The organism is Shewanella submarina, assembly GCF_042646185.1.
GTDB classification, from domain to species: domain Bacteria; phylum Pseudomonadota; class Gammaproteobacteria; order Enterobacterales; family Shewanellaceae; genus Shewanella; species Shewanella corallii.
On the sequence record NZ_JBHRTD010000006.1, the window covers coordinates 464,498 to 490,438 of the forward strand.

Below are 25,941 nucleotides of genomic sequence, written 5' to 3' on the forward strand. Positions count from 1 at the left end.
CGTATCAGACGCTTTCCAACACCATAGCGATACCCTGACCAACCCCTATACACATGGTGCACAGAGCCAGACGTCCCCCTGTTCGCTGTAATTGGTAGGTGGCGGTTGTCGCCAGTCTTGCGCCGCTCATCCCCAGCGGATGTCCAAGTGCAATTGCACCTCCCATGGGGTTAATTCGCGGGTCATCATCAGCCAGCCCCAGTTGGCGGGTGCAGCTCAGTGCCTGTGCGGCAAAGGCTTCATTGAACTCGAGAATATCAAACTCATCCAGGGTCAGGTTCAGGCGTTCAAGCAGTTTAGCTGTGGCGGATACCGGCCCTATTCCCATAATACCGGGCAGTACTCCTGTAACCTGCATGCCCAGTACTCTGGCTTTGGGCGTCAACTGATACTGTTCAACCGCAGATTTGGACGCCAGCAGCAGGGCGGCTGCACCATCATTGATGCCGGAAGCGTTCCCCGCAGTAATTGAGCCATCTTCGAACAGCGGCTTAAGGCTTGCCAGTTTTTCCACAGAAGAGAGCCTTGGATGCTCATCTTTGTCGAACATAAAGGGGCCATCTTTTCGTCCCGGAATTGCTACCGGCATCAGTTCATCTTTGAAACGACCATCAGCCTGCGCCATGGCGGCTTTGCTTTGACTCCAGTGGGCAAAGGCGTCCTGAGTCTCCCGACTGATATCGAACTTTCGAGCCAGGTTCTCTGCAGTTTGAGGCATGGTCTCTGTGCCATAGAGTTTATCCAGTGCAGGATTGACAAATCTCCACCCCATTGTGGTGTCGAACATCTGCTGATTACGGTCGAAGCCGGCTTGTGCCTTGCCCATCACGTAAGGAGCCCTGGACATGCTTTCTACTCCACCTGCGATTACAAGCTCTGCTTCACCACTGCGAATGGCTCGGAACGCATCTCCAACGGCGTTCAGGCCAGAGCCGCACAGACGATTAAGGGTGACGCCGGGAACCTCTATGGGCATACCTGCCAACAGCAGCGCCATTCTGGCAATATTACGGTTGTCTTCACCGGCCTGATTGGCACATCCCAGCATCACATCATCGACCTTATGCCAGTCAACGGACGGATTTCGGTTCATCAGGGCGGTGAGAGGTTTTGCAGCCAGATCGTCGGCACGAACGCTAGCCAGGCTACCGCCATAACGGCCTATAGGAGTACGTATGGCGTCACAGATATAAACTTCAGACATTGGGGTATTCCTTTCCCGGGTTATCCAGCTGGGGTTTGATCTTGATAAAGCCCTGCAGCAGCACATCGCAGAACTGATCCAGTTCGTTCTGACCCATTGCAGTGGACAGGGTACCGGAGCAGGTGTTGATCATCATGATGCCGTTATCAAACATATGATCAAGCAGTAAGCCCCTTATTCTGGTTTCTTCAGCATCACTGTAGGTTTCACGATAATTGCTGGGGAGTTCGGGTTTCAGGTGAATTCTGAACATGGAACCACCGCCGGAGACGCAGGCCGGGATATCTGCCTGTGAGATAGCCTGATTGATCTGCTCCATTAGGCTGGCATTCATGGCATTGAGCCGCTTCACTGCCTGGGTATCGTACAGTTCCATTGCGGTCTTGCCGGCAATCATGGTCACAGGGTTGGCGGAGAAGGTGCCGGAGTGGGGGAACTTCATCTGTGAAGACAGGGGGTTCATCACCTGCATCACTTCCTGGCGACCGGCCAATGCACCTACCGGAAAACCTCCTCCTATCATCTTGCCCATGGCCGTTAGGTCCGGTACTGCCGAATAGTTTTGCTGTGCGCCGCCAATATTTCCTCTGAAGGTTATCACTTCATCGAATACCAGCAGGGCAGCATGTTGATCACACCAGGTTCTCAGTCCCTGAATAAACTCATCATCTGCGGGGATAAGACCCACCCTGTGGGGGAGCAGATCAACCAATATGCAGGCTATTTCATCCTGATGTTCCGTCAGAATTTCCAAGGCGGTTGGCAGGTCATTGAAGGGGATAATCACCACATCATCCAATGCACTTTTTGGGGTACCCGAGGCAACAGGTACGCTGGCGGGGCGGCTTCTTTCCCCCCAGTTGGCGGGGGATGCGGTTTGGCTTACTTCGGCATAGTCATATAAGCCGTGATAAGCCCCTTCCACTTTGGCGATTTTGGGACGCCCTGTGTAGGCTCTGGCTGCCTTTAAACAGCTCATTACCGCTTCTGTTCCTGAGTTCACGAACCTGATTTGCTCGAAGTCCGGATTACGCCCAAGCAGATGCTCCGCGTATTCAAGCTCCGCCTCTGTTGCCAGGGTAAAGGCGGTGCCAAGTGATAACTGTCGGGTGACCGCTTCGGTGATGGCCGGGTGAGCATGGCCATGGATGAGTGACGCCATATTATTGGCAAAGTCGAGCCGGGAGATGCCATCTACATCTGTGACTCTGCAGCCAAGGCCTTTGGCTGCGTATAGCGGGTGAGGCTTTCTAAGCACTGTGTTGCGGCTGCAACCACCTGGCATAAGGTTTAATGCTCTGTCATACAGAGCGGCACTTTTACTCATTGGTTTGCCCCCTCGCATAAGCTGGACGCTGGATTAAGTTTACAGCCGGTGACAGACTGAAGTTGTTCCAGTTTAAGGCCGGGAGCCATCTCCAAAACCTCAAGGCCGGTATCTGTGACCTCAAGTACCGCCAGATCTGTGTATACGCGGCTGACTACCTGTTTTCCTGTGAGGGGATAGCTGCACTGAGCAACTATTTTAGGGGTACCGTCTCTGGTGGTGTGCTGGGTAATGACATAAATAGTTTTTACTCCAGCGACCAGATCCATGGCACCACCCACTGCCGGCACAGCATCTTTGGCACCGGTAGACCAGTTGGCCAGATCGCCGTCCTCGGAGACCTGCATGGCCCCAAGTACGCAGATATCTATATGGTGACCCCGTATCATGGCGAAGCTGTCGGCATGATGAAAAAAACTGGCGCCGGGATTCAGGGTGACAGGTTTCTTACCCGCGTTGATCAGTTCCGGGTCTTCCTGTCCTGGCTCTGGAGGCGGGCCCATTCCCAGCAAACCGTTTTCTGTGTGATAGAGCACTTCCCTTCCTGCAGGCACGAAACGGGCAACCATTTCAGGAATGCCAATCCCCAGGTTGACTATGCTGCCGTCGGGAATATCCAGGGCAGCCCGGGCAGCCATCTGCTCTCTGTTCCATCCTTTAAACTGAGTTGCCGTCATGGGTACTGTCTCCCCTGAGCCACAAGCTGAGACTCCTGCTGTGGGTTGGCTACATGAACCACACGCTGAACAAAGAGTGCCGGTGTGATGATATGTTCCGGATTGAGCTCTCCGGCTTCGCAGGTCTGGTTGGCCTGAACTATGGTGGTGGTGGCGGCCATGGCCATGATTGGTGCGAAGTTACGGGCAGTTTTGTTGTAAACCAGATTGCCCATACGATCGGCCTGCTGGCACTTTATCAGCGCAAAATCAGCTGTCAGGCCTTGCTCCATCACATACTCCCTGCCATCGAACTCCCTGTGTTCCTTACCTTCTGCCAGAGGCGTACCTACACTGGTGGCAGTGTAAAACGCCGGAATACCTGCGCCTCCGGCGCGAATACGCTCTGCCAGGGTTCCCTGAGGCACTAGCTCAAGTTCAATTTCCCCGGCGTGATATAGCTCGGGAAACACAGTGGAGTTGGCGGTGCGGGGAAATGAGCAGATCATCTTTCTGACTCTGCGGTTTTCAATCAGGGCGGCCAACCCCACATGACCACTGCCGGTATTATTGTTGATAACGGTTAAGTCTCTGGCTCCCTGATCGATAAGGGCATGAATCAATTCGATGGGACTTCCGGCTTCTCCAAAGCCACCGATCATGACGGTGGCGCCGTCGCGAATATCCGCGACGGCCTGCGCTGCAGTTGCAACAAATTTATCTATCATTTTCTGTGCGCTTCCTCAGTGAGCAGCCATATGTTGAGCCAGGCCATCGGCCAGCTGTTGTTCGATGTCAGCCAACTCATCCTCAAAGAAGAACTTGTCTGTATCCAGCGGTGTCAGGCAGTCGATCTTATTTTCCTGCTCGTCATATTTGGCCAGGATGACTTTGTCCATCCACTCCATATTGCGGGCTTCGGTAAACTGTAAGGCAAAGCACTTCTCGCCATTGACCTCAGCTGTCCCCAAAATCGCCAGTTTGCCGGCGGAAATTGTCATGGATATATGTCTGGATGGGCGATTGATGGAGGAGAGTGAACGATAGATCTTGTTGAAGATCTTGCCCATGTCGGCCAGTGGCGCTGTGTAGTAGTGATGCTCACCTGTAGGGCGGGCACAATACATGGAGTGGAAGCCGATACTGAGCATCCCCAGTATGGTGGACAGGTCGACCCAGCTTTGTGCTGACTTATCAATATCCACACTGCCATCTTCATGGGTGAACAGGCTGATGTGGTTCATCATTGGACTTTGACTGCGGATGTTGACACCGTGATGCTGCAGACGACGGATAGCCGCAATAGTACTTGGGTTAAGCAGTTCTCTGGGGGTGGAGAAGTGTGCCATCCAGGCTAGCTGCATACCGTTGTCACGCATCAGGTCGAACAGCTCCAGCATTTCACTGTATTTATCGGTCAGGATCATCTCAGGCTGGAAGGTCAGACTGCGGGTAGCAAGGCGCACATTCTTTACATGCAGCAGTGTGGGGTCTTCAATTAACGGCATCACATACTGGCGCAGACGACTCACAGGCATATAGCCTCCATCACCACCGGTGATCAGCAGGTCAGTGACTTCCGGATGGCGGCGCAGGTATTCGTGCAACTGGGCAATATCCTTTTGTAAAAACATATCTTCATCGCCCCGCACCTGAGCATGGCGGAAGCAGTAGGTACAGAAAGAGAAGCAGTTTTGGGTGGTTTTATCGAACACCAACTGGCATTGCGGATACTTGTGCTGGCTGCCATCAAGGAATTCAACTTCACCGGCATCGTTTTTAAACCAGGGCTTGTTCAGCTGTTGGTTACCATCATGGGGATTGGTTTTCTCCATATATTGCACCGCGATATCGTGGCGGGCGTCCTGGCTTTGGGCTGAGGCATATTTATCTGTGTCCAGCTTGCTGATCATGCCGGGCTGGGGGAATACCAGCTGAAATACTGAGTCGGTTTGATAGTTATCCCAGTTAATGGAGTTGAGGGTATGGCGGGTCGCGAGGAAACGGTATACCTCAACAAACATCTCGCGCTCGTCCATATCCCCAAGTTCAATGCCGTTTTCTTTAAGAATGGCGCACACCTCACGAAAGCCTGACAGGCCTGTGTAGTGGGCCTTATCCCTGAACAGGAATGGGCGGGTTTCAAGCAGACCTGAGTGCTGGGGGTATGAGGCGTGCAAACGACTCAGTACGCCGGCGGGCAGCAGGTTTTCATTCTCGATAATACGTCGGGTTTCATCACTGTAACCATAACGTTCGATAAGCGTTTGCACATCATCAGGTGAGACTTTCAGGTGAGGCTTGGGGGCTTGGTACTGGTTGACGGCAATACGCTGGGCTGAGGTCTGGGTGGTCATTATTCTGCGTCCTGTAATTTGAATAATCAGTCCCTGGCATCAGAGAGGATGCATCAGGAATAAGTAGGTTTTATTTGCCAGCTTCCCGTTTGAAGGAGTGCTGTACCGCTTATGACTCAGCTGCCTGAACTGGCGTAAAACTTCTTTCTTTACCTTACGGTTTGTATGGTCTTTCGAGAAATATGATTTACTGATATACAGCTATAGGTCTTGTCTATGGCTTTTTTGTCACTCATATGTAAGCTGTATGGCTTGGGTGAAATTTGTACGGAGAGATTATGGACCTGAGGGGACTGAAATACTTTCAGGCTGTCTACGAGCAGGGCAGCGTCAGTGGTGCGGCCAGGGTCTGCTTTATTTCTCAGCCATCCATATCCTCTGCCATTGCCCAGCTGGAGCAGCAACTGGGTGTTGAACTGTTCGTCCGTCACCCCAGAGGTGTGTTTCCTACTGCGGCAGCAGATAGCCTTTATCCCTATGTGAAGGAGATGACAAACGGCGAGAAGGTGATACTGGGGCTGTTCAGCAATACGCCGGCACCCGTTCCCTTGAGGCTGGGTTTGATGCGCTCTTTGGGGGCAAAACGAATGAGCCATCTGCTGACAGCGATCACCGAACGGGTAGAGCATCTGGAGTTAACCCTGGTTGACCCAAACGAACCCTGTGATGCCAGAGTCATACTGTCCTCTGGAGCGGATAGCCACCAGGAGTTTATTCCAGTCTGGACCGACAGCTATTATCTGGCGCTGCCAGCCTCCTGGCCATTGGCGCAGAAGGAGTTGATTGAACTGCGGGAACTCGATGGTTTGGCATTCATTAATCGCAGCCCCTGTGAGGCGCTGGACAGATTAAAGGGACGTATGACTGAGCAGGGGGTTAAGTTCCAGCCCAGAGCCAATATTCGTACCATAGAGTATGCCTGGCCTTTGGTGGCTGCCGGGGTAGGGGCGGCGCTGTTGCCTGACTGGCAGGAGATACGTGATGTCCCGGAGATCCAATTGAGGCCAATCAAGTGTGACCCTATTGTGCAGACCATAGGGCTGAGTGTTCGCAGTGACCGTCGTCAAAGCCCTGTCATCAAAGAGGTCATAAAAGCCTGTCATGAGCAAAGAGGCGAGAAGGAGCGCAGCTAGCTGAAGGCCTGTTCAGCTTAGTGAACCTGATTGGCACACAGGGTCAACATTATTCACCCTATTGCATAACCAGTCATTACAACCAAGAACTGCTGGGGGAGTATTCCTGCTTTCGGGCGGGGCGTTATTTCGAAATGGATTCGTTGTTGCGGCTGTGAATCTTTGATTAGAAACAGAGAAAATCAACATCTCCCTGTTTTTACCCACCTATTACTCTGATCAGAACTTCGTAAGTCTCCAAATAAGTGGCTAAAACATCTAAACCATCTGCATCATATTTTTTCAAGATTATTCAGATCATATTCAAGTCTTTCAGACGGGGAGCATGCCATTGTGATTTCACCAACACGGGGAAGACAGATGGCTGACCTCAATCAGGATGTGATTGCGTGAGGCTGCCCCCGGGTAAGAGAACAACTAAAACACAGTGAAGTGATGAGCGGCATACAGATACCGACTGAAAACTATAAGGGTAATTTTATTTGATTGCTGGCCTGCCAGGTCAGTGGACTCTAAATCGAAACACATTGTGCTGGCGTAGAGTGCTGCCTTTTAGAGGCTGCGGGAGGCTGAGTGGAATGATGATACTGGAGACCAAGCTGTTGCTGGCTCTGCTGCTGATGATCTCAGTTGTTGTGGTAGTTGGCTGGATTTGGTGGATGGAGCTTGAGCAGGAGTCCCTTAACCTCAAATTTCTGCTGGCTGACAGTTTAATCAATAGCAGCGAAGGGCCGCAGCAAGATGACAGCCATTTAACATCCCTGAGGTCATTAATAGAGGCGGGGAAGGGCGGTCAAAACAAGTAGTCAAATTAGTTGAATTGAGTTTCTATTGTGGTCTGAACGGGGTCCGGAAGCCACAACCGGGTTCAGGCTACATTTTTATTTCACCGCGTCGAACATGGAATCGCCGCTGCATAGTACCTTTGACCCCTTATTTACGCGCCATTCCCAGGTGCTGTGCCCCTTCATACGATTCATGCTGGTAAACGAAATGGTCATCTCTGTAGTGACATAGCCCCCTGCATCAGGATATTCCAGATTAAGCGTCACGGGCTGGCTCAGATCCGGACCCAATTGCGCTGCAAATTGAGGTTGCAGCAGATAGTAGCTGTCATCCTTTTTGTTAATCATGACATCGTATCTTTGCTGAGTGTCGGTACACACAGGCTTGCCTGCAGAGTTAAGTGCACTTTCCCGGGTTTGTACCTGCAAAATCACCTGCCAGACACCTGTATAATCCTGATTGCTTTGCGAAGGCTCGTCATCAAATGCCACCAGATAGATAATCAATCCGAGCAAGGTCAATAAAATAGCCGACAGAATCCACACACATCTGCGTGACAGCAAGACGGCGTCGCTGGTATCAGGAGTTAAGCCAGCTGCGATTGCCGACTTGGGTTCAGAAGTAGAGGAGAGCTCTTCGCTCAGTTGGTTTAGGTGTACTTCCGCACCGAGGCAAAAGCCCCGTCTGTGCACTGTGGTTATCAGGTCCTTTCTGGCACCCAGAGTTCCCAGTAATTTGCGGGTATCTGATATGAGCCTGGAGAGGGAAGCTTCACTGACCACTGTCTCTGGCCACAAGATATCCATCAACTCCTGTTTGCTCACCATTTCCGGGTACGCAATCGCCAGCAACTCCAGCAATTTCAGCTGACGGGATTCTATGGCGATGGCCTTACCCTCATAAAACAGCTGATTGGTTTCTACAGAAATTACGAATCCTGCAAAGTTCAGCGCTTGATGTTGTTCAGGCATGGCGTAGTCCGTTACTTTGGGTGAATTCGTGTCAGTCAAAAGTGTGTTAATGGTTCATTTTGCTTAGGGGTTTTAGTGTTGCGTCATTACAAGCTGCAAGTCAATTCGATTTTGAATGTAAATCCTGTTCAATTGCATCTCTATGTATTTATTATTCTGCGGGTTTCTCTGCATACAAACGTATGAATTTTGGGTGATTCTTAGTTGTATCATAATGTTACAGTTGCTTGGGTGGCTTTCAGTGGGCTGTTATTGCGCGCCCCTCTTTTCTGGTCTGATCTGACAGTAGATTCGATAAGAGATATGAATATTTCAAGGCAGATTCGCTGGCTGGAATATTCTTGTCTAGGCTTATTGATGGGTTTGGTTTCCATGGAAGGACAGAAGCATGACGGTGAAGTTGCCGATGCTGGTAATGACCTCATTGATTGGCGTCAGTATTTTGATATCTGCTCACGGGAAGGATGAGAAGGTGCCGGTAGAGCAGTGTCCGGCTGTGGTCGAACATGTGAAGTTCATTCAGGGAGTGAAATCTCCGAGCATTGCGGCCATGATGGCAGAATGCAAGGTGGCATCCGATGAAGAACGTGGTTGCCTCATGTCAGCAGGGAGTCGTCGTCAATTGGCGCAGTGTCTCAGCTAGTCAGTCTCAGGAAGTGGCTGGCTCTGGTTATTTCATCATGGCTTTGCCGCCTATGATTTTATAGGCTGGTGCGCCCCTTATCAGTGTTTCTCTGGCAAATTCCCGGTCACATCCGGGGCAATGACAAACCTTCTGAGTAAAATCCTCGACAATTCTCTCCCGAAAACACTTTACCAAAGCGCCTTTGCCGCCTTTTCGATACTTAAACAGAGGTGATTTGCACTGAGTACAAAGGATCATCACTGTCTGTACCGGTCCTTTCCTGTTTGGTTTTGCCATTTAATCTGATGTTTTTAACCCGGAATTGGCGCTCAGTCTAACAGACTCAAAATGAGCGTCTAAGCTATGAAGGTAAGCTTTTGGATTTTGATTACTTTCAAGGAGGAGACATGGCGTTTAACAGCAAACAGTCAGGTTTGATATTGGGAGCTATGTTGCTCTCTGTTACCGGTTGTACTCAGCACGATCCCGTCGCCGCGTCAGATTGTGACAAGGTAGTGAAGCATGCCCAAAAAGTGCTGGGGGATATGGCGCCATCATCCCAGGAACTGATGGCCAGCTGCAAACAGGCATCTGATTCAGAACGTGGCTGTGTGATGGCCGCAACCAAGAAGGGACAGCTGGCCCAGTGCATGTAGTCCTGCAGTAGTTTTCCACAGGGCGCTGAGCCGGCATGTATAGACAATTACTTAGAGGCAGGCACCTGTCTGCCCAAACGGCGACCATGCTCCAGCAAAATTCCCACGGCCAAACCTGCCGCGGCATTGATTGCCAGGCAGGTGACGGCGGTGGCGAGAATGACAAAGATGCAGTAGGGCTTGCCATCAACCAGTCGCTTTGACCAGGCCAGTTGTAACCCCGCAGTAGCCAGCAAACTACCCAACACAGCCATAGGGATCATCCCCAGCCAGTAACTCACATCTGAGCCCCAAAATAGCGCGATTGCCAGACAGCTGCTGCCAAAAATCACGGGGGCACGCCAGGTGCGCGCGCCGAAGTGAGTTTGTACCGTCATGCCACCGGCACCGTGACACATGGCAATGCCACCAAATGGTGAGAGTAGCAGGTTCGCCAATCCGGAGGTTGTTGCGAAGCGCTTGGGTGAGAACTTATTTGCATCTTCAGGGAAGGTTTCTTTACCTATTACGGAGGCTGCAATTACCGCATTGGTCAGGGTCAGCGCCAACTGCGGCAGTACCAGCAAACCGGCAGCGCTCAGCCACTCATCATTGCTGGGCCAACCGAACTGTAAGTCCATCAAAGAGCCTGCAGCATTAATGGTGCTTCCTGTTCCGGCGAAATGCTGCCAAACCATACCCAGAGCCAGTACGCCCGGCATCATCAGGTAGGTCATGGGCAACCAGCGGCTGGCGAACAGCAGCGCAAAGGCAGTCAGACCCAGCCACAGGGTTTCATTCATCATGCCAAAGCCCAGCCACAGCAACTGCAGACCAATGGCCAGTTGAATACCAACACTGACAGCCTGAGACAACTGTTTGGCCAACCAGCCTATGGCACCACTGAAGGCGAGGAGCAGCAGAATCATACCCATCATCATGGCACTGGCCTGCATCATACCCGGGGTCAGTTCCAGGCTGATCACCAGCGCCGCAATCACTTTCATAGGTTGAGTGGCAACAGGACGGCCGTAAACGGCTGCAGACAGCAGAGCAAACAGGCCAAAGCCCAGGAAGATCCCCGGTGCATTAAATTGGTTGAGCGCGATAAGTCCGAGCACCAGTGGCAAAAAGGTGCCCAGATCGGCAAAAGCGCCGCAGCTCTCGGCTAACAAAGGTTGAGCGGGTTTTACAGATGAAGCGTTGGAGTGCATATAGATTGCCGGAATGATAGTTAACCCCTCAGAGCAATTCCGGTGCCAGTTTTTTATGGGAATTTTCGGGCTAAAGGGAGTGATTCCGCCCCCAACTGACCTCTTGGCTGGACAGTTTGACCCAAAGCGCACTAATTAGCCTGAGTTCTGGCCAGCTTTGCCCTCAATTTCATCCCGTCTGAATCCGCTGATTTTAGACTTTCTCTCTCCTGTTTATTGCCCTCAAACCCGTCTCTGGTGCCAGTTTATAAAGACCTGATCAAAAACTTGTACAAAATTGTGATCCTTGTACAAGCTTAATGCGTAATGGAATACAAACAGTGCAGGAGGCAAAGATGAGTCAGACCGAAACCAACAAGATAACAATAGGTGTAAGCGCATGTTTGCTTGGACAAAATGTCCGGTTTGATGGTGGTCATAAACGCGCACCTTACTGCACGGACGAGCTCGTTAACTTCTTTGAGTTTGAGCCTGTTTGTCCTGAGATGGCGATCGGTATGGGGGCGCCGCGCAAGAGTATCCGCCAGGTGAAGGATGGTGACGTGATCCTGCTGCAAAGCGCCGATGGCAAGTTGGATGTCACCGCCGAGATGAAGGCGTTTTGCGATATGAAGGTCGAGCAGTTGGCGCATCTTGGAGGTTATCTGCTGTGCGCCAAATCGCCTACCTGTGGTATGGAGCGGGTGCTTGAATACGCGCCAGGTACCAATAATGCCACCAAGTCAGGAACGGGGGTATTCGCCAAAGCCCTGATGGACAAGTATCCAGAGTTGCCCGTGGAGGAAACCGGACGTCTTCACGATATGGTACTCAGGGAAAATTACTTTACCCGTGTTTATGCTTACAACGACTGGCAACAGCTCAAGGCCGACGGCCTGACCAAGCACAAACTGGTGCAATTTCACTCCCGATATAAGTACCTGCTGATGGCACATAACCAAAAGCTTTATCGGGAGCTTGGGCCTATGGTCGCCAATCTTGGTGATGATTTCGAGCGGCAGGCCGGTGAATACTTCAGGGTGTTTATGCAAACACTCAAACATCACGCTCCCAGACGTAATCACACCAGTACCCTGCAACATATTCAGGGTTACTTCAAACGGGCATTGAGCAAGCAGCAGAAGGCGGAGTTGACTGATGCCATTCTTGAGTATCGGGAAGGGCTGCAGCCACTACTGGTGCCTATTACCCTGATCAACCACTACCTGAGAGAACACCCCAACGAATATATCCAGGATCAGGTTTATCTGAAGCCCCACCCACAGGAGCTGAAACTGCGTTATGGATACTGAAGCCCGACTTTCCATCGGTGATGTTGCCGAGCGAACCGGGGTGAACCCTGTCACCCTCAGGGCCTGGCAACGTCGCTTTGGCCTGATTAATCCAGCCCGCACACCCAAAGGGCACCGGCTCTACAGTGAGCAGGATATCTCACGCATTGAAGATATTCTGAGATGGCTGGCTAAAGGTGTTGCCATAAGCCGGGTAAAGCCTCTGCTGGAGCAGAGCATTCCGACAGACGCTAATCAAGGGGCGGAAAATTGCAGCGCTCTGGATGAGTGGCACCAGCACAGAGAAATACTGCTGCAGGCCGTGATTGAATTGAATGCCGGTCGGCTTCAGTCCGCTTTGGATGAAGCCTCAGCCCTGTATCCATTTCCTGTGTTTTTCCGGCATCTGCTCAAGCCCTGGATTGACGCGGTGGAGCTCCGGCTGAATCAAGTCGATACAGGTGATGGCGCCGACACTATTCCAAGGGAGGATGCTGAGCTTATCGCGTCCTGGCTGCAGGCGCAGCTGGAACTAAGATTACATGCGCTGGCATTCGGTCAGAAAGGGCCATTCAAAGGCCACTGCATCCTTATTGATATTGAGCACTCAGGTTGGCAAAGCCTGCTTGCGGGATTTGAGCTGACTGCCGAGAACATGCATTGGCAACAGTTATCGGCTTCAGCATTACGCCAGCTGCCACTGGCGGCAGACAGATTAACCTTTCATGGGCTGGTGCTGGCCGTGCCGGCCGACTTGCCCGGCTCATACCTGGATGAGCTGATGACCCTGCAGCAAACCCTTGGGGTTCCGCTGGCACTCTACGGTCAATATGCCTCTGTTTATCATGGCGTTACATCGCTGACGACTATTAATCCAGGCCAGTTAAACAGTTTGCCCGGCTTAATTGAGGAGCGCTTATGATCCCTGTCAGTGCCAATAATGCTCGTAGACAAAATGTACTGGTGTGGTTTCGTCAGGACCTGAGAGTTGCTGACCATGGGCCGCTTCACTCTGCCTGTCAGTTTGTCAAAGCTCAGGCTGAAAATGCCGGGATGCCGTCAGAGCGACCTGCAAAGGTTTATGGCGTGTTTACCTCTACCCCATCCCAGTGGGTGAGTCATGATATCGCGCCAATCCAGTTGGACTTTATTGAGCGCCACTTGAATATGCTGGCGACTTCGCTGGCGGCACTGGGCATTGAGTTTAAGGTGTTGCACCTTGACTGGTTTGAGGAGCTGCCTTCCGCCCTGAGTCAACTTTGTCAGCAGTTGGATATTGCCTGTGTATTTGCTCACAGCGAGCCGGAAATTAATGAGATCCATAGAGATCAAAAGGTGAGCAGGACGCTGGCCGAGCAGGGAATAGGCTTTGAGCTGTTTGAGGGGCACACCCTGCTGCCACCCGACACTGTGCTCAATCAATCCGGCAAGATGTTCCGGGTCTTTACCCCTTTCTCCCGTGCATGGCGGAGCCAATTGATGAACAGGCCAGCTGTGCCGTTAGCCGTGCCAGAGCCTGTTGGCCCCAGACTCGATGTCACTGAGCCGATCTCCCTGGATTGTGAAAAGCGCAGCAGTCAGTTGTGGCGGGCCGGAGAAGGGGAGGCCAGAAGACTACTGGATGAGTTTGTGCACCACAATTTGGCGGAATATAAGGCATGCCGGGATATTCCTTCTGTGGATGGCACCTCCAGCCTTTCTCCCTATCTGGCCATAGGGGTACTCAGCCCCACTCAGTGTCTGGCGGCGGCCATGACCAGATTTCCCGGCGCTCTGATAGATGATTCAGGTGAGCACGCAGGTGCTTTTACCTGGGTAACAGAGCTATGTTGGCGCGACTTCTATCGACACCTGCTGGTGGCCTTTCCCAACTTGAGCAAAGCTCGCAACTTCAACGAGTTGGCTGATGGAATTCACTGGCGTAACAATGCTGAAGAGTTTGCGCTCTGGTGTCAGGGGAAAACTGGCTATCCCATAGTCGATGCTGCCATGACTCAGCTTAATCAAACCGGATGGATGCATAACCGTCTGCGCATGATAGTTGCCAGCTTTCTGACCAAACACCTGCTGATCGACTGGCGCTGGGGGGAGAGGTACTTTCGTCGGCAGCTGATAGATGGAGACCTGGCGGCCAATAATGGCGGCTGGCAATGGTCCGCAGGAACCGGCTGTGATGCCCAACCTTACTTCCGCATTTTTAACCCCTTGAGTCAGAGTGAGAAGTTTGATCCTGAGGGAAAATTTATCCGTAAATTCCTGCCGCAATTGGCGTCTGTACCGAGCCGAAAATTGCACACTGCCGACATCGTGGGCGCAGACCTGTTTGCCTGTGAGCTGAACTATTCAGCCCCGATTGTCGACCACAAAGCAGCGAGACTCCGGGCGTTGGATGCTCTGTCTGCAATGAAACGCGCACCCCAAAAGGGGATGTAGAGATGCGTATAAACAGAAGCAATTTTCAGGAGGGCTCAATGACTGACAATACGACAAGCGCAATCGCAACACAGACTGACACGATTTCTGCGGTTTCCCCCGACTTCCTCCAGGGGGAGACGGCACCTTTAATTCGTGACTTCATAAGCCTGTACCAGAGCCTGGACAAGCATAACCTGCACAGGCTGGACGACCTCTACTGCCATGATGCTGTCTTTACTGACCCTCTGCACACCATCGAAGGGCGGGCGGCGCTCAAGCAGTATTTCGCCGGAATGTATGAAAACCTGCTGCATATCAGATTCGACATCCACAGGGTGGTCGCTGACGGCAATCAGGCTTGCATTGAGTGGACCATGAAGTATGCCCATAAAAAGCTGAAGGGCGGCAAAGAGATGAGTGTTCAGGGCATGAGTTGGCTGACCATTGAGGACAAGATCACCCACCACAGAGACTACTTTGATGCCGGTCAGATGCTATACGAGCAGCTGCCTTTGATGGGAGGCGCGATTCGTATGCTTAAAAACAGGATGTCGGTATGAAGAGTGTCGGGAAGGTGGTCACCGGGCGAGTGTTGATAACAGGTGCGAGCTCCGGTATAGGAGCCAGGCTGGCGCAGGATTATCTGGCTGACGGTTGGCAGGTGTTCGGTTGTGGCAGGGCGGCGGAACGCTTGATGGTGACTGAGGGAGTTAAGCCGTTGGTATTTGATGCCACCGACAGAGAGCAGGTGCAGGCTGCTGGTTGTAGTCTGGAATCCGCACTCGATGGTCATAAACTGGACCTGATCATCCTTAATGCTGGCAGTTGTGAGTATATAGATGATCCCTTGCACTTCGATGATCTCTTGTTTGAGCGAATTGTGCAGACCAATCTCATCTCAGTGGGCTATTGCCTTAATGCCTTTCTGCCTCAGCTGGCCCGGCGGGGGCGGTTGGCATTGATGAGTTCAAGCGCGACTTACCTGCCACTCCCCCGTGCTGAAGCCTATGGCGCTTCCAAGGCCGCAGTAAATTATCTAGCCAATACTCTGGCTGCGAGTTTACAAAGCGGAGCAGATACCCGGGATATAGGTGTGAGTCTTATCTGTCCCGGGTTTGTGAAAACGCCACTGACAGACAAAAACGATTTTCCCATGCCCATGGCCATAGAGGTGGATGAAGCGTCCCGGGCGATACGTGAAGGCCTGACTCGCGGCGTAGCAGAAATTCACTTTCCAAAGAAATTTACCCTCATGCTCAAACTTATGTCACTGATGCCCGGCAGCTGGTGGCGCATTTTGATCGCCAAAGTCACCAGTAAACAAAGTGGGCATCAAGCCGCTGCCTCGGGGACGGCTGCCGAGACCAACCAAAATAAGGATATTACCCCATGAAGAGAATCGCAGTTGTTGGCAGTGGTATTGCGGGTTTGACCTGTGCAAACCTGCTCAGCCGTGAACATCAGGTCACGGTATTCGAAGCCAATGAATATATCGGCGGACACACGGCCACAGTGGATGTGGAACTGAACGGCCGCTCATGGGCAATAGATACAGGTTTTATTGTATTCAATGACAGGACTTACCCAAATTTTGAAAAGCTGCTGGCAGGTCTGGATATTGAGCCGTTACCCACCGAAATGAGCTTCAGTGTGCACAATGTGCAAAGCGGGCTGGAATACAATGGCCATACCTTCACCAGCTTATTCGCTCAAAAGCGTAATTGGCTGAGTCCCAGATTCTGGGGTTTCCTGGCGGAAATCGTACGTTTTAACCGCCGCTGTAAGTCAATACACGCCAGTGGCGATTATCCTCAGGGCGATCTTGGACAGTTTCTCAGAGAAGAGAACTTCTCAGACTTTTTCGCGACTCATTACATCCTGCCTATGGGGGCCGCTATCTGGTCATCCAGCATCGATGATATGAGAGCCTTTTCGCTGAGGTTCTTTATTCAGTTTTTCCATAACCATGGCTTGTTAAATGTGACAGACAGACCACAGTGGTATGTATTGGCCGGTGGTTCCCGCAGTTATATTCCGGGATTAACTGCCCCATTTGCTGACCGTATTCGTTTGTCTACCCCTGTGCTCGGGATCCGGCGATTGGCGGAAGGGGTGGTGATTAGAAGCAAGCAGTATGGCGATGAGTTTTTTGATGCTGTGGTGCTGGCCTGCCACAGTGACCAGGCTCTGGCGATGATGGATGACCCCAGTGCACAGGAGCAGCAGATCCTTGGAGATATGCAGTACCAGGACAATGAAGTTGTGCTGCACACGGATACCTCTCTACTGCCCGACAGACCAGCCGCCTGGGCCAGCTGGAATTACCGTCTTGATGGCGACAGCACCCGCCCCGCCTGTGTTACCTACAACATGAACATACTCCAGCGTCTTCCGGCAGATGCACCGACTTTTTGCGTCACCCTGAATCAGACTCAGGCTATCGACCCGGACAAAATCCTGCGCCGCTTTACCTACGCGCACCCAGTATTCAATCAGGTGAGTGCCTTGGCTCAGGGACGTAAGGATGAGATTTGTGGTCAACGTCATACCTTCTTTGCCGGAGCGTACTGGCACAACGGCTTCCACGAAGATGGGGTCAAAAGTGCCCTGGCTGTGTGCGAAAAATTTGGCATTCGACTCGACAGTAAAGGTCCATCGCTGCTCAGTTTGCAGCAGAGCCAAAGTCGGAGGGAGGTGGCATGACGGCAGAGCTGTCTGACTTTAACAGTGGGGTGTACCGCGGCAAAGTCCACCATATGAGGCGCGAGCCTGTGCGGCACGGCTTCAGTTATGACTTCGGCATGCTGGTGTTGGATCTCGACGAGATCTCCCAGCTGCAGGATTGCTCCCGCTGGTTCTCGGCAACCGGCTTTGCGCCAATCAGTTTCCGGGCTGGTGACTACCTGAGCCGGGATGTGGCAGCAGGTCAGGAATATTGTGTCCGGTCACTGAAAATGCGGCTGGAACTCAAACTCAGACAGCTGGGCGCTGATCAGGCATGTGAACGCCTGGTATTTGCCGGTCAGGTTCGCCATTTCGGCCTCTACTTCAGCCCGGTGAACTTCTTTTTTGGTTACTGCGAAGGGCAAGCCCGGTACATGCTGGCAGAGGTGAGTAATACCCCCTGGAATGAGCGGCATTACTACCTTGTAGATTTGGCCGAGGTGGATGTGTCTCAGCCTGGCAAGGTCGTGGATATTACCGACAAGGTATTTCACGTCTCACCCTTTATGGACCTGGATATGAAGTATCTGTGGCGGGTAAGTCCTCCGGCAGATTCCCTGCGTATTGGTATTGAAAACAGACGTGAGCAAAAGCTGTTCAGTGCTCAACTGGAGCTAAGCCGTCAGCCTTTCAACGCGGGGGCGTTGGCGGGGATGGTAAGGCGTTTTCCTTTGATGACAGGGCGCATAGTGGCCGGCATTTACTGGCATGCATTGCGGCTGTTTATAAAAAAGGTGCCTTTTGTAGGGCATCCGGGTGGATTGAAGACAAGTACACAAGGGAGTGACGCTGGCTCTCAGAGCACACAAGAACAAGGTCAAACAATAAGAAGGACAGAGCAATGGAAACAACAGTGAATCAAGCTGATAAAAGTGTGTCATGGATGGATGCTCTGGCCAGACGATTGTTGCTGAGCGCGTTGGCGGGCTTGTCCCGTGGGCATCTGCAGATTGAAGAGGCGTTTGAGCCCAAAGAGTCTATGGCCTTTGGCAACCCGCAGAGTGATTGGCAAGCCGATATTCTTGTGAGACACCCGGGATTTTATCGTCAGGTATTGGTGAGCGGCTCAATTGGTGCCGCAGAGGCTTACATTCAGGGCCATTGGGACAGTGATGACGTTACCGCCGTGGTGAGATTGTTCGCTGCCAACTTGCCTTTGCTGGATACCATAGAAGCCAGATTCGGTTGGCTCACACGTCCTTTTAATCGCCTGGGACACCTGTTTAACCGCAATACTGCTGAAGGTTCGAAACGCAATATTTTGGCCCACTATGACCTTGGAAACGCCATGTATCAGCAGTTTCTCGATAAAGAGATGTTGTATTCAAGCGCTATTTATCCGGATGAGCAGGCAACTCTGGCACAGGCGCAGATACACAAAATGCAGACGATTTGTGAGCGCCTGGAGCTGCAACCGGGTCAGACTCTGTTGGAAATTGGTACAGGCTGGGGAGCACTGGCAATTTATGCCGCGAAGCACTTCGGCGTTAAGGTCACCACCACCACTATTTCCGATGCCCAGTATGAATATGCTAAAGCACGGGTTGAGGCGGAGGGCCTGAGCGACAGTATTACTCTGCTTAAGCAGGATTACCGTCTATTGGAAGGAAGTTATGACAGGCTGGTCTCCATCGAGATGATTGAAGCTGTGGGCCACGAATACCTGCCCGGATTCTTCGCCAAACTCAGCAGCTTGCTCAAGAGTGATGGCCGTATGCTGTTGCAGGCGATAACCATTGCAGATCAGCGCTATGACAGTTATCGCAAAGGGGTCGACTTTATTCAGAAGTATATTTTCCCCGGCGGTTGCCTGCCATCTGTCAGTGAGATGACCCGCCAGTTGAGTGGGAAATCCGACATGGTGCTCTGGTCACTCGATGATATTGGCGCTGACTATGCCAAAACCCTGCTGCACTGGCGGGAGAACTTTGAGAGGGCTCTGCCTGAAATCCGTGAACTTGGCTACGGCGAAGACTTTATTCGTATGTGGCGATTTTACTTGTGCTACTGCGAAGGTGGCTTTCTGGAACGCTCGACCAGCACAGTGCACTTTGTGGCGGTAAAGCCCGGCTATCGGGAGGCATGAGATGCCTGTAAAGCCGCCGAACAGATTGTTTGTGGTTATCAACGCGCTGAGCTTCCAGGCGGTGTGGTGGACAGGTGTGCTGTTTGGCAATAAAGCGATACTGCTGAGCCTGGCTTTGCTGGTTGTGCATTTTGCTCTGACCCCCAACCGATTACAGGATTTGCGGCTTATGCTGATGCTCGGAACCTTGGGGGTTCTAATTGATAGCCTGCTTACCTGGCTGGGTGTTTTCGAGTTCTCAAGTGCACCCATTTGGCTGGCGTTACTCTGGTGCCATTTCTGTTTAACTCTCAACGCTTCCCTGGGATTTCTAAAGCTGTCACCTCTTTGGGTGTCCGCACTGCTGGGAGCCATATTTGGCCCCGTCAGCTACCTTGCGGGAGCGCGTTTCGATGCTGTGCTTCTGCCTATGGGAGATTGGCTTACTGCTGCTGTATTGGGGCTGATCTGGCTGATAGTAATGCCGCTGGGAGTCGTACTCGCCAAGGGTGCGATATGGCCAGAAGTGGCTCCCAAATTGGAGGAAAGATGATGAAAACCACGCTTAACGGCACAGGCCTGGCGCTCGGAATGCTGCTGTCCTGCAATGTATACGCGGTCAATATAGTGACTCTTGTCTCCGAAGAGTGGGGGCCAGGGAAGTCAATATCAACGCAATTCCAGCCTGAACGGGATGGCGAGGGAATCACTTCATCGCTCAGCTGGCAGGAAGTGGGCCGGGGTGAGATGAGCGTGCTTTGGTTCAACCTTTATCAGGCCAGTTTACTGACTCCCACAGGTGAATACCGTCAGGGTGACTATCCGTTGAAGCTGGATATTCGCTATCAAAGAGATATTGAGGCCGACGACCTGGTTAAGGCAACGGTTGAGCAGTGGCAGCATCTTAATTTCAGCGAGCAACAAATTCTGGTGTGGCAACAGGAGCTGTTGGGGCTGTGGCCAGATGTTACCGACGGTGAGCGTTTGGCGTTTGAATGTCTGTCTCCAGACTCCGGGAACTTTTACTTCAATGGCGAGCTGCTGGGCAACGTGTCGTCCCCCGGCTTCGCGGACGCCTTTCTTGCCATTTGGCTATCGGAGAATACCAGTCGTCCGGATTTAAGGGCACAGCTAATGGGAGATACATCATGCGACTGCTGAAGGTGATTGGGGCAATAGTGCTGGCTGTGAGCATGTTCGGATGCGGCAGCGTCGACATTCAGGAGTATCGTGGCAGTGAGCCCAAACTGGTGCTGGAGGAGTTTTTCCAGGGCAAGTTAACTGCTGCCGGTGTAGTGCAGGACTTCTCCGGCAAGGTGGTACGTAAATTCAACGTCACCATGGACGCTACATGGCAGGGGAATCAACTGACCCTGGATGAAGATTTTGTTTATGACGATGGTGAAATCCAGAAACGCATCTGGGTTATCGAATCACTGGGGAACGGCAAATACACAGGCACCGCTGGAGACATTCTGGGGCAGGCTGAGGGCGAGGCCGTTGGCAGTGCACTGAGATGGAAGTACGACATGATTCTTCCCGTCGACGGCAGTGAGTATCAAGTCACCTTCGATGACTGGATGTTTTTGGTCAATGACAACACCATTATCAACCGCAGCGATATTATTAAATTCGGTATAACGGTTGCACAGGTAACGCTGGTGATTGAGAAAAACTGAAACTTCAAAGTCTATGGGGATATCTAAAGCTTTTTTCTAAGAAAGTCCTAAGACAACCTTCAATCTGACCTAACGGCCAAAAATTGATTTAGTCATATTTTCAATGGTTTTTGTAGACGTTAGTCGCTGTTGCTTGGAACTAGTAGCTTCGGGTGATGGACAGTGTTGTAACCCAGTAGTAGCTTAAAAATATTGTCAAGTATGGATGCGAGCACAATGGAACAGCAACTGCCATTCAAAATTCCTTCCTATTGTTTTAGTTTTTCCTCCACTTCAGCTGTAGCCAGAATGCTATTGGGCTTTTTCAAAGTCGTTAACCTTTCACTACAATTGATGACACTCAATTCAGGGCATGTACTTGCGTCATGCTATGGCTGGCAAAAATCACAAAATCTCTTAAGAATAAAGTAGAAAATTTTGTTTAGAAAAGTGCTGTTGTAAAAGCAATGTTCACCGCGGTGAGCTTTAAGTCAGGTTGTAGGCGCAAACTTTTGATGGGGAGGGAGAGTGAAATATATTTTGGGAGCTCTTTTGATAACTCTTGGGCATCTGACCTATGCATCTGGATGGGCGACAAAAGATGGAACTGGAAAGGTTAGTGTTTTTAAATTTATATCAACAAGGTCTCTTTAACGTGAGTTAAGTGATTTGGCAAAGGCAAAAAGGAATTCTATGCTCATGATTTCTTCATTTTCACATAAAATGACTATTCTTATAATGACAGTAGTGACTTCCGGAGTCGCCATAGGGAGCGATTTTTATTCAAAATCCCTGTCTGATAGCCAGTTTAATTCCTCGCCTAAAACCGTGGGTTCGGTAACAAGTTCCGGTACTGGTGGGCTTGAGCCAGATTTAAGTTATCCTCAATTAGAAGTTAAAAATTATGGATATAACTTTTTAGAAGCAAATAATATTAAGCCTGTTCTGCCAACGTTGACCACTGACTTGATGGGGGACAGGATTGATTATTTTACGGGGAGTGTATCATTTGAACACACAGATATATCAATCCCTGGGAACTCTAACTTGCCAGTAAATATAACAAGAAACATGGGTGACCCTGATTCATGGCATAGGGGGACGAGGGAGTTCGGGAATTGGAGTCTTTCAATCCCTTATGTTAAATCTACTTACATAACAGATAAACAAGGAGATTACAAAACTGCATATTGGCCTAATGGGACTGCATGTAGTAGCAAGTTAAATTCTAACCCCAGATTTACCGTTTATGTAAATGGTAGTTATGACACTATTGGATGGTCGTACTCTGCGGATGGTGATGACTATTGGAATGGTGATACCGTTGTTATTCCAGGTAAGGGAAGCACAAAATTCACTGATAAAGGGGATGACTTTACGCGGTATAATAATAGGAGTTGGCCGGTACGCTGTTATGTTACTCCTCATGGGTATGAAGGCTTTGTTATTACTTCAGATGACGGAACAGTTTATAAATTTGGACAAATAAGAAATGTCGAGAGTATAAAACCATTTAATTTGATCGCCGCTTCTCCTACAGTCCTTTGTGGTGGCTCATTGAGTCCATGTTCTCCAGAAACTGTATCAATTCCAGGTGACTCTCCTGCAAAAGCTCAGTACAAGATGATTCATACTTTTATGATGGTGACAGAGGTGAGCGATATTCATGGGAACTGGGTGAAATATGAATACCACACTGATGGAAGATTAAAGAAAGTATTTTCCAATGATAATAGAGAGATCACTCTTTCGTATAATGAGCTGAACTATATTAAAGATGTAACGGCAAATGGAAAAACGTGGAAGTATTACTATGACTTTAATAGTTTGCCCACTCTCGAACGAGTTGCACTTCCCGATGATACATTTTGGGAGTTTAGGCATAATAAGTCGACTACCGGGGAGCGTGGGATTTGGACGCGCGGATATCATTTGATTAGTGCGCAGACTCCTGTTGGAGGGCTCGGTTGTATAGAGACTTCTGCTCAGGAATATATATCCATTATTCACCCACAAGGAGCGAAAGGTACCTTTACTACACAAAGGGTATGCCATGGAAGTGCTGAAGTTCCAAGAATTAGGAAGTTTAATTCACAACGGCGTTCTTATGATACATACTTCATTGAAACTGAAAAGCAGTTGCACTCTCTAGTTTCAAAGTCAATTATAACGAAAAGGAATGGATATAGCTGGAGTTATCAATACAGTCGAAAGAAAGGAGTGTTTAAAGAGGAGCAGCCTTCTGCAGTCACTAGATTCGAAACAGATATTCAGGGTATTGATACGGCTTATTATAACAGGACAATAGTTATAAGTCCTGACAATAGTCTTAGGAAAATTTACTTTAATCGCCGGCATGGGTATGAGTTTGGGAATATGGAGTATGAATTAACATACTCTCCTGAAGGGGATTTATTGAGGTCAGTAGCATTTGACTACGAAGATGGTCACTATCATGGTTCTACTCTTGAAGAAATAACGGTAGATGCTACACCAGATGATTTTGCTATTGAAGATCTGTATGAAGGGTGGGGAGCATCTAAAAAGCAGAGAGAAACCTCAATTGTAACAACCTTAATTGATGGGGTATCCCGCTCCACTTATGGGCAATATTATTCTGATTTTAACTCGTATGACCACCATAGAACCACAAAATTTAGTGGTGTGTCTGGCACTAGATATTTTCATGTCACTCTTAATCACAATCATGATAAAGGTATATTGAATTTACCAGGGAAGTATTATGCCTCTAGTTCACTAAACTTCACTGATAATTATAAAGAAATTAGATACAAAGAGAACACTGACCTCCCGAGTATTATTGAGGTGTTTGGTCAGACTCAAAAACAGAATGATTATAATGGTGATGGGACGTTGAAAAAGATCACCTACTACGGCTCTAATCGTTATGAGCAATTTGAAGATTATTATCGAGGCAAGGCCAGGAAAATCACTGTCCCATGCCCAACAACAAATGGTTGCGATACTACTAATGACAGCACAAGTAATACTTTAGTAGCTAAACTGGAAGTGAACCCTGATGGCACCACAAAAAGTGTCACTGATTTTAAAGGTAATAAAACCAGTTACACATACAACCCCATTGGTTGGCTAAAAAGTACTGATTATGCTGACCCCAGATGGACAGATGAATTAATTGATTACTCAAGTGTGACAACGGACGGTGATGGTATCAGTGGTAGTGGTATTAAGGTTGGGCAACTCAAGCAAACCATCACTCAGGGTAACTTTGAAAGTACAATTTACCATGATGATTTGTTGCGTTCGGTGTTTACCCGTACTCGTGATAAAACAGACGCCAGCACTATAAGTTACCAACGCAAGGAGTTTGACCATGAAAATCGGCTGACTTTGCGATCTTTCCCCAGTCGAGCCGCCAGTAGCCGTTTAGGCATGGCAACTGAATATGATGCTCTCGGCCGAGCCAAAACCGTTACTCGTACCAGTGACAATGCTTTAACCAGTCATGAGTATCTTGCTGGCAATAAAATCAAAGTGACCGACCCTGAAGGCAATGAAGTTACGACGACTTTCCTCGCTTATGGTCAGCCAGCTTATGACAAACCAACATTGATTAAAGCTCCTGACACGGATGACACCCGGATAAGCTACAACCTGTTTGACCAAATTGAATCCATTTCTCAGGGAAGTGTCACTGAGCGGCGTTATTACGACGAAAAACAGCAGTTGTGCAAAACCGTCAGGCCTGAAACGGGGATTACTGCTTATGGCTATAACGCTCAGCGGCAACCCATCTGGCGTGCGCTGGGCACCAATGGCAGCACCAATAGTTGTGATGCGTCAGCAGTGCCGGCCAGCCATAAAACTGTGTTGGGCTATGACAATTTAGGGCTGCTTCATACAGAAAGCTTCCCTGACGATACGCCGGATAAGACCTATCGCTATGATGGCAACGGTAATCTTACTCGTTTGCAATCTGGCGGCTTGGTCTGGAACTACGAGTACAACAGTCTGGATGCGATAGAAAAAGAGACTCTCGCTGTTGACGGTAAACAGTTTGTTCTGGACTGGGGGTATAACAGCCTGGGTGCAGTATCTTCACTCAAGTATCCATCTGGGCATACGGTGGACTTTGCGCCCAACGCTCTGGGGCAACCTACAAGAGCAGGCAATTACGCCTCGTCAGTTAACTACCATCCAAATGGTCAGCTAAGTGGTTTCACTTATGGTAACGGCATTGTCAGAAACATTACCCTGGATACGACAGGCCGTATTGATGCGATTACAGATAGCAAAGGGGTAAACCTGATAAGCCTCGACCCAAGTTATGACGGCAACGACAACCTGGCCGGTTTGATTGATTGGGTTGACCGTCGTAATGATATCGACACCCTGACCTACGATGGTATGAACCGTCTGTTAACGGCCAATGGACGCTGGGGGACAGGCAGTTACAGCTATGACGGCCTCGGCAATATAGAAACCCGCAACCTCAACGGCAGCATTATCACCTATCACTACAATGATGCGCTTAATCGACTGGATAGACTGTCGGGTGCCTATGCATACGGTTATCAATATGACGGTCGGGGTAATGTGACCCACAACGGTAGATACAGTCTTGACTATAACCTGGGGCAGCAGATGACGGCCGCCAAGGGCATTGGCTACCACTATGACGGCCACAACCGGCGGGTAAGGAAAGCTGAAAACGGAGAGCATAGCTACAGTGTCTACGGTCAGGGAGGACAACTGCTATATCGTTTGTCTGATGATGGCACCCAAACCGACAGTATTTACCTTGGCAAGACTATCGTTGCCGAAGTAGACCGGAAATAGGGGGGGAGATAAAACATGAAATCAATTGTTTCAGTTCTCCTTTATGCATTTAGCTTGGGATTTATGGTACAGGGTTGGT

24 protein-coding genes are annotated in these 25,941 nt (G+C 50.2%); 16 read left to right on the forward strand and 8 right to left on the reverse strand.

The genetic code is table 11. The features are described 5' to 3' along the window. Positions 1-4: 4 nt before the first annotated feature. The 5 genes from pcaF to ACFOE0_RS05075 are packed head-to-tail and all read right to left on the reverse strand — an operon-like array spanning position 5 to position 5,544. Positions 5-1,204 carry a 3-oxoadipyl-CoA thiolase gene (gene pcaF / locus ACFOE0_RS05055; protein WP_248935183.1) on the reverse strand — a complete coding sequence of 400 codons (1,200 nt, stop codon included), beginning with the start codon at positions 1,202-1,204 and terminating at the stop codon, positions 5-7. Next, positions 1,197-2,531, reverse strand: coding sequence for an aspartate aminotransferase family protein (locus ACFOE0_RS05060; protein ID WP_248935182.1), 1,335 nt, complete (start codon positions 2,529-2,531; stop codon positions 1,197-1,199). The genes pcaF and ACFOE0_RS05060 overlap by 8 nt, the downstream gene beginning before the upstream one ends. Beyond that, positions 2,528-3,208, reverse strand: coding sequence for a 3-oxoacid CoA-transferase subunit B (locus ACFOE0_RS05065; protein WP_248935181.1), 681 nt, complete (start codon positions 3,206-3,208; stop codon positions 2,528-2,530). Before ACFOE0_RS05065 ends, ACFOE0_RS05060 begins: the two co-directional genes overlap by 4 nt. Then, complete coding sequence (locus tag ACFOE0_RS05070) at positions 3,205-3,915, reverse strand: 3-oxoacid CoA-transferase subunit A (protein WP_248935180.1); 711 nt, start codon at positions 3,913-3,915, stop codon at positions 3,205-3,207. Before ACFOE0_RS05070 ends, ACFOE0_RS05065 begins: the two co-directional genes overlap by 4 nt. Positions 3,916-3,930: 15 nt before the next feature. Next, a complete protein-coding gene (locus tag ACFOE0_RS05075; RefSeq protein WP_248935179.1) occupies positions 3,931-5,544 on the reverse strand; it encodes a hypothetical protein in 1,614 nt (537 codons plus the stop codon). 278 nt (positions 5,545-5,822) lie between these two features. Between ACFOE0_RS05075 and ACFOE0_RS05080 the strand changes: the two genes are divergently transcribed. Continuing rightward, positions 5,823-6,677, forward strand: coding sequence for a LysR family transcriptional regulator (locus ACFOE0_RS05080; RefSeq protein WP_248935178.1), 855 nt, complete (start codon positions 5,823-5,825; stop codon positions 6,675-6,677). A 578-nt stretch (positions 6,678-7,255) separates the two neighbouring features. Further along, complete coding sequence (locus ACFOE0_RS05085; protein ID WP_248935177.1) at positions 7,256-7,483, forward strand: hypothetical protein; 228 nt, start codon at positions 7,256-7,258, stop codon at positions 7,481-7,483. Positions 7,484-7,558: 75 nt separating this feature from the next. Here ACFOE0_RS05085 and ACFOE0_RS05090 read toward each other — a convergent pair whose 3' ends face one another. Further along, complete coding sequence (locus ACFOE0_RS05090; protein WP_248935176.1) at positions 7,559-8,434, reverse strand: winged helix-turn-helix domain-containing protein; 876 nt, start codon at positions 8,432-8,434, stop codon at positions 7,559-7,561. A gap of 388 nt (positions 8,435-8,822) precedes the next feature. Between ACFOE0_RS05090 and ACFOE0_RS05095 the strand changes: the two genes are divergently transcribed. After that, positions 8,823-9,077 (forward strand): hypothetical protein, encoded by a 255-nt coding sequence (locus ACFOE0_RS05095; protein WP_248935175.1) that lies wholly within the window; start codon positions 8,823-8,825, stop codon positions 9,075-9,077. 27 nt (positions 9,078-9,104) lie between these two features. Here ACFOE0_RS05095 and ACFOE0_RS05100 read toward each other — a convergent pair whose 3' ends face one another. After that, positions 9,105-9,356, reverse strand: a complete 252-nt coding sequence (locus ACFOE0_RS05100) for a hypothetical protein (RefSeq protein ID WP_248935174.1) — start codon at positions 9,354-9,356, stop codon at positions 9,105-9,107. 110 nt (positions 9,357-9,466) lie between these two features. On the opposite strand from ACFOE0_RS05100, the gene ACFOE0_RS05105 reads away from it, so the two are divergent. Further along, on the forward strand, positions 9,467-9,715 hold the full coding sequence (locus tag ACFOE0_RS05105) for a hypothetical protein (protein WP_248935173.1): 249 nt from the start codon (positions 9,467-9,469) through the stop codon (positions 9,713-9,715). Positions 9,716-9,762: 47 nt separating this feature from the next. Here the strand turns inward: ACFOE0_RS05105 and ACFOE0_RS05110 are convergent, their stop codons facing one another. Continuing rightward, entirely contained in the window at positions 9,763-10,908 is a 1,146-nt protein-coding gene (locus ACFOE0_RS05110) for a putative sulfate/molybdate transporter (protein WP_248935172.1), read from the reverse strand. Between the two features lie 335 nt (positions 10,909-11,243). On the opposite strand from ACFOE0_RS05110, the gene ACFOE0_RS05115 reads away from it, so the two are divergent. The 12 genes from ACFOE0_RS05115 to ACFOE0_RS05170 all read left to right on the forward strand — a co-directional run bounded on the left by ACFOE0_RS05115 (position 11,244) and on the right by ACFOE0_RS05170 (position 25,862). Continuing rightward, entirely contained in the window at positions 11,244-12,200 is a 957-nt protein-coding gene (locus tag ACFOE0_RS05115; RefSeq protein ID WP_248935171.1) for a YbgA family protein, read from the forward strand. Beyond that, the gene (locus ACFOE0_RS05120) at positions 12,190-13,101 is read left to right on the forward strand and encodes a MerR family transcriptional regulator (RefSeq protein WP_283106373.1); all 912 of its coding nucleotides are present in this window, start codon (positions 12,190-12,192) and stop codon (positions 13,099-13,101) included. The genes ACFOE0_RS05115 and ACFOE0_RS05120 overlap by 11 nt, the downstream gene beginning before the upstream one ends. Next, positions 13,098-14,612 (forward strand): deoxyribodipyrimidine photo-lyase, encoded by a 1,515-nt coding sequence (gene phrB / locus ACFOE0_RS05125; protein WP_248935170.1) that lies wholly within the window; start codon positions 13,098-13,100, stop codon positions 14,610-14,612. The genes ACFOE0_RS05120 and phrB overlap by 4 nt, the downstream gene beginning before the upstream one ends. Positions 14,613-14,650: 38 nt before the next feature. Next, on the forward strand, positions 14,651-15,154 hold the full coding sequence (locus ACFOE0_RS05130; protein ID WP_248935169.1) for a nuclear transport factor 2 family protein: 504 nt from the start codon (positions 14,651-14,653) through the stop codon (positions 15,152-15,154). Next, positions 15,151-15,987 carry an SDR family NAD(P)-dependent oxidoreductase gene (locus ACFOE0_RS05135; RefSeq protein ID WP_248935168.1) on the forward strand — a complete coding sequence of 279 codons (837 nt, stop codon included), beginning with the start codon at positions 15,151-15,153 and terminating at the stop codon, positions 15,985-15,987. Before ACFOE0_RS05130 ends, ACFOE0_RS05135 begins: the two co-directional genes overlap by 4 nt. After that, positions 15,984-17,297 (forward strand): NAD(P)/FAD-dependent oxidoreductase, encoded by a 1,314-nt coding sequence (locus tag ACFOE0_RS05140; protein WP_248935167.1) that lies wholly within the window; start codon positions 15,984-15,986, stop codon positions 17,295-17,297. The genes ACFOE0_RS05135 and ACFOE0_RS05140 overlap by 4 nt, the downstream gene beginning before the upstream one ends. Beyond that, positions 17,294-18,175, forward strand: coding sequence for a DUF1365 domain-containing protein (locus ACFOE0_RS05145; protein ID WP_248935166.1), 882 nt, complete (start codon positions 17,294-17,296; stop codon positions 18,173-18,175). Before ACFOE0_RS05140 ends, ACFOE0_RS05145 begins: the two co-directional genes overlap by 4 nt. Continuing rightward, positions 18,160-19,404: an SAM-dependent methyltransferase gene (locus ACFOE0_RS05150; RefSeq protein WP_248935165.1), complete on the forward strand. Its 1,245-nt coding sequence runs from the start codon at positions 18,160-18,162 to the stop codon at positions 19,402-19,404. The genes ACFOE0_RS05145 and ACFOE0_RS05150 overlap by 16 nt, the downstream gene beginning before the upstream one ends. A gap of 1 nt (position 19,405) precedes the next feature. Beyond that, positions 19,406-19,936, forward strand: coding sequence for a DUF2878 domain-containing protein (locus tag ACFOE0_RS05155; protein ID WP_248935164.1), 531 nt, complete (start codon positions 19,406-19,408; stop codon positions 19,934-19,936). After that, positions 19,933-20,544 carry a chalcone isomerase family protein gene (locus ACFOE0_RS05160; protein ID WP_248935163.1) on the forward strand — a complete coding sequence of 204 codons (612 nt, stop codon included), beginning with the start codon at positions 19,933-19,935 and terminating at the stop codon, positions 20,542-20,544. Before ACFOE0_RS05155 ends, ACFOE0_RS05160 begins: the two co-directional genes overlap by 4 nt. Beyond that, a complete protein-coding gene (locus ACFOE0_RS05165; RefSeq protein ID WP_248935162.1) occupies positions 20,532-21,062 on the forward strand; it encodes a DUF3833 domain-containing protein in 531 nt (176 codons plus the stop codon). The genes ACFOE0_RS05160 and ACFOE0_RS05165 overlap by 13 nt, the downstream gene beginning before the upstream one ends. Before the next feature lie 678 nt (positions 21,063-21,740). Next, complete coding sequence (locus tag ACFOE0_RS05170; RefSeq protein ID WP_248935161.1) at positions 21,741-25,862, forward strand: RHS repeat domain-containing protein; 4,122 nt, start codon at positions 21,741-21,743, stop codon at positions 25,860-25,862. The last annotated feature ends 79 nt before the right edge of the window (positions 25,863-25,941 follow it).

Excerpts from the sequence above, each read along its gene's own strand:
- phrB (WP_248935170.1), top strand. The coding sequence starts at position 13,098 with ATGATCCCTGTCAGTGCCAATAATGCTCGTAGACAAAATGTACTGGTG.
- ACFOE0_RS05060 (WP_248935182.1), bottom strand. The coding sequence starts at position 2,531 with ATGAGTAAAAGTGCCGCTCTGTATGACAGAGCATTAAACCTTATGCCA.
- ACFOE0_RS05105 (WP_248935173.1), top strand. The coding sequence starts at position 9,467 with ATGGCGTTTAACAGCAAACAGTCAGGTTTGATATTGGGAGCTATGTTG.
- ACFOE0_RS05065 (WP_248935181.1), bottom strand. The coding sequence starts at position 3,208 with ATGACGGCAACTCAGTTTAAAGGATGGAACAGAGAGCAGATGGCTGCC.
- ACFOE0_RS05150 (WP_248935165.1), top strand. The coding sequence starts at position 18,160 with ATGGAAACAACAGTGAATCAAGCTGATAAAAGTGTGTCATGGATGGAT.
- ACFOE0_RS05135 (WP_248935168.1), top strand. The coding sequence starts at position 15,151 with ATGAAGAGTGTCGGGAAGGTGGTCACCGGGCGAGTGTTGATAACAGGT.
- ACFOE0_RS05090 (WP_248935176.1), bottom strand. The coding sequence starts at position 8,434 with ATGCCTGAACAACATCAAGCGCTGAACTTTGCAGGATTCGTAATTTCT.
- ACFOE0_RS05170 (WP_248935161.1), top strand. The coding sequence starts at position 21,741 with ATGATTTCTTCATTTTCACATAAAATGACTATTCTTATAATGACAGTA.
- ACFOE0_RS05110 (WP_248935172.1), bottom strand. The coding sequence starts at position 10,908 with ATGCACTCCAACGCTTCATCTGTAAAACCCGCTCAACCTTTGTTAGCC.
- ACFOE0_RS05140 (WP_248935167.1), top strand. The coding sequence starts at position 15,984 with ATGAAGAGAATCGCAGTTGTTGGCAGTGGTATTGCGGGTTTGACCTGT.
- ACFOE0_RS05155 (WP_248935164.1), top strand. The coding sequence starts at position 19,406 with ATGCCTGTAAAGCCGCCGAACAGATTGTTTGTGGTTATCAACGCGCTG.
- ACFOE0_RS05145 (WP_248935166.1), top strand. The coding sequence starts at position 17,294 with ATGACGGCAGAGCTGTCTGACTTTAACAGTGGGGTGTACCGCGGCAAA.
- ACFOE0_RS05095 (WP_248935175.1), top strand. The coding sequence starts at position 8,823 with ATGACGGTGAAGTTGCCGATGCTGGTAATGACCTCATTGATTGGCGTC.
- ACFOE0_RS05075 (WP_248935179.1), bottom strand. The coding sequence starts at position 5,544 with ATGACCACCCAGACCTCAGCCCAGCGTATTGCCGTCAACCAGTACCAA.
- ACFOE0_RS05085 (WP_248935177.1), top strand. The coding sequence starts at position 7,256 with ATGATGATACTGGAGACCAAGCTGTTGCTGGCTCTGCTGCTGATGATC.
- ACFOE0_RS05080 (WP_248935178.1), top strand. The coding sequence starts at position 5,823 with ATGGACCTGAGGGGACTGAAATACTTTCAGGCTGTCTACGAGCAGGGC.
- ACFOE0_RS05160 (WP_248935163.1), top strand. The coding sequence starts at position 19,933 with ATGATGAAAACCACGCTTAACGGCACAGGCCTGGCGCTCGGAATGCTG.
- ACFOE0_RS05165 (WP_248935162.1), top strand. The coding sequence starts at position 20,532 with ATGCGACTGCTGAAGGTGATTGGGGCAATAGTGCTGGCTGTGAGCATG.
- ACFOE0_RS05120 (WP_283106373.1), top strand. The coding sequence starts at position 12,190 with ATGGATACTGAAGCCCGACTTTCCATCGGTGATGTTGCCGAGCGAACC.
- ACFOE0_RS05100 (WP_248935174.1), bottom strand. The coding sequence starts at position 9,356 with ATGGCAAAACCAAACAGGAAAGGACCGGTACAGACAGTGATGATCCTT.
- ACFOE0_RS05115 (WP_248935171.1), top strand. The coding sequence starts at position 11,244 with ATGAGTCAGACCGAAACCAACAAGATAACAATAGGTGTAAGCGCATGT.
- ACFOE0_RS05070 (WP_248935180.1), bottom strand. The coding sequence starts at position 3,915 with ATGATAGATAAATTTGTTGCAACTGCAGCGCAGGCCGTCGCGGATATT.
- pcaF (WP_248935183.1), bottom strand. The coding sequence starts at position 1,204 with ATGTCTGAAGTTTATATCTGTGACGCCATACGTACTCCTATAGGCCGT.
- ACFOE0_RS05130 (WP_248935169.1), top strand. The coding sequence starts at position 14,651 with ATGACTGACAATACGACAAGCGCAATCGCAACACAGACTGACACGATT.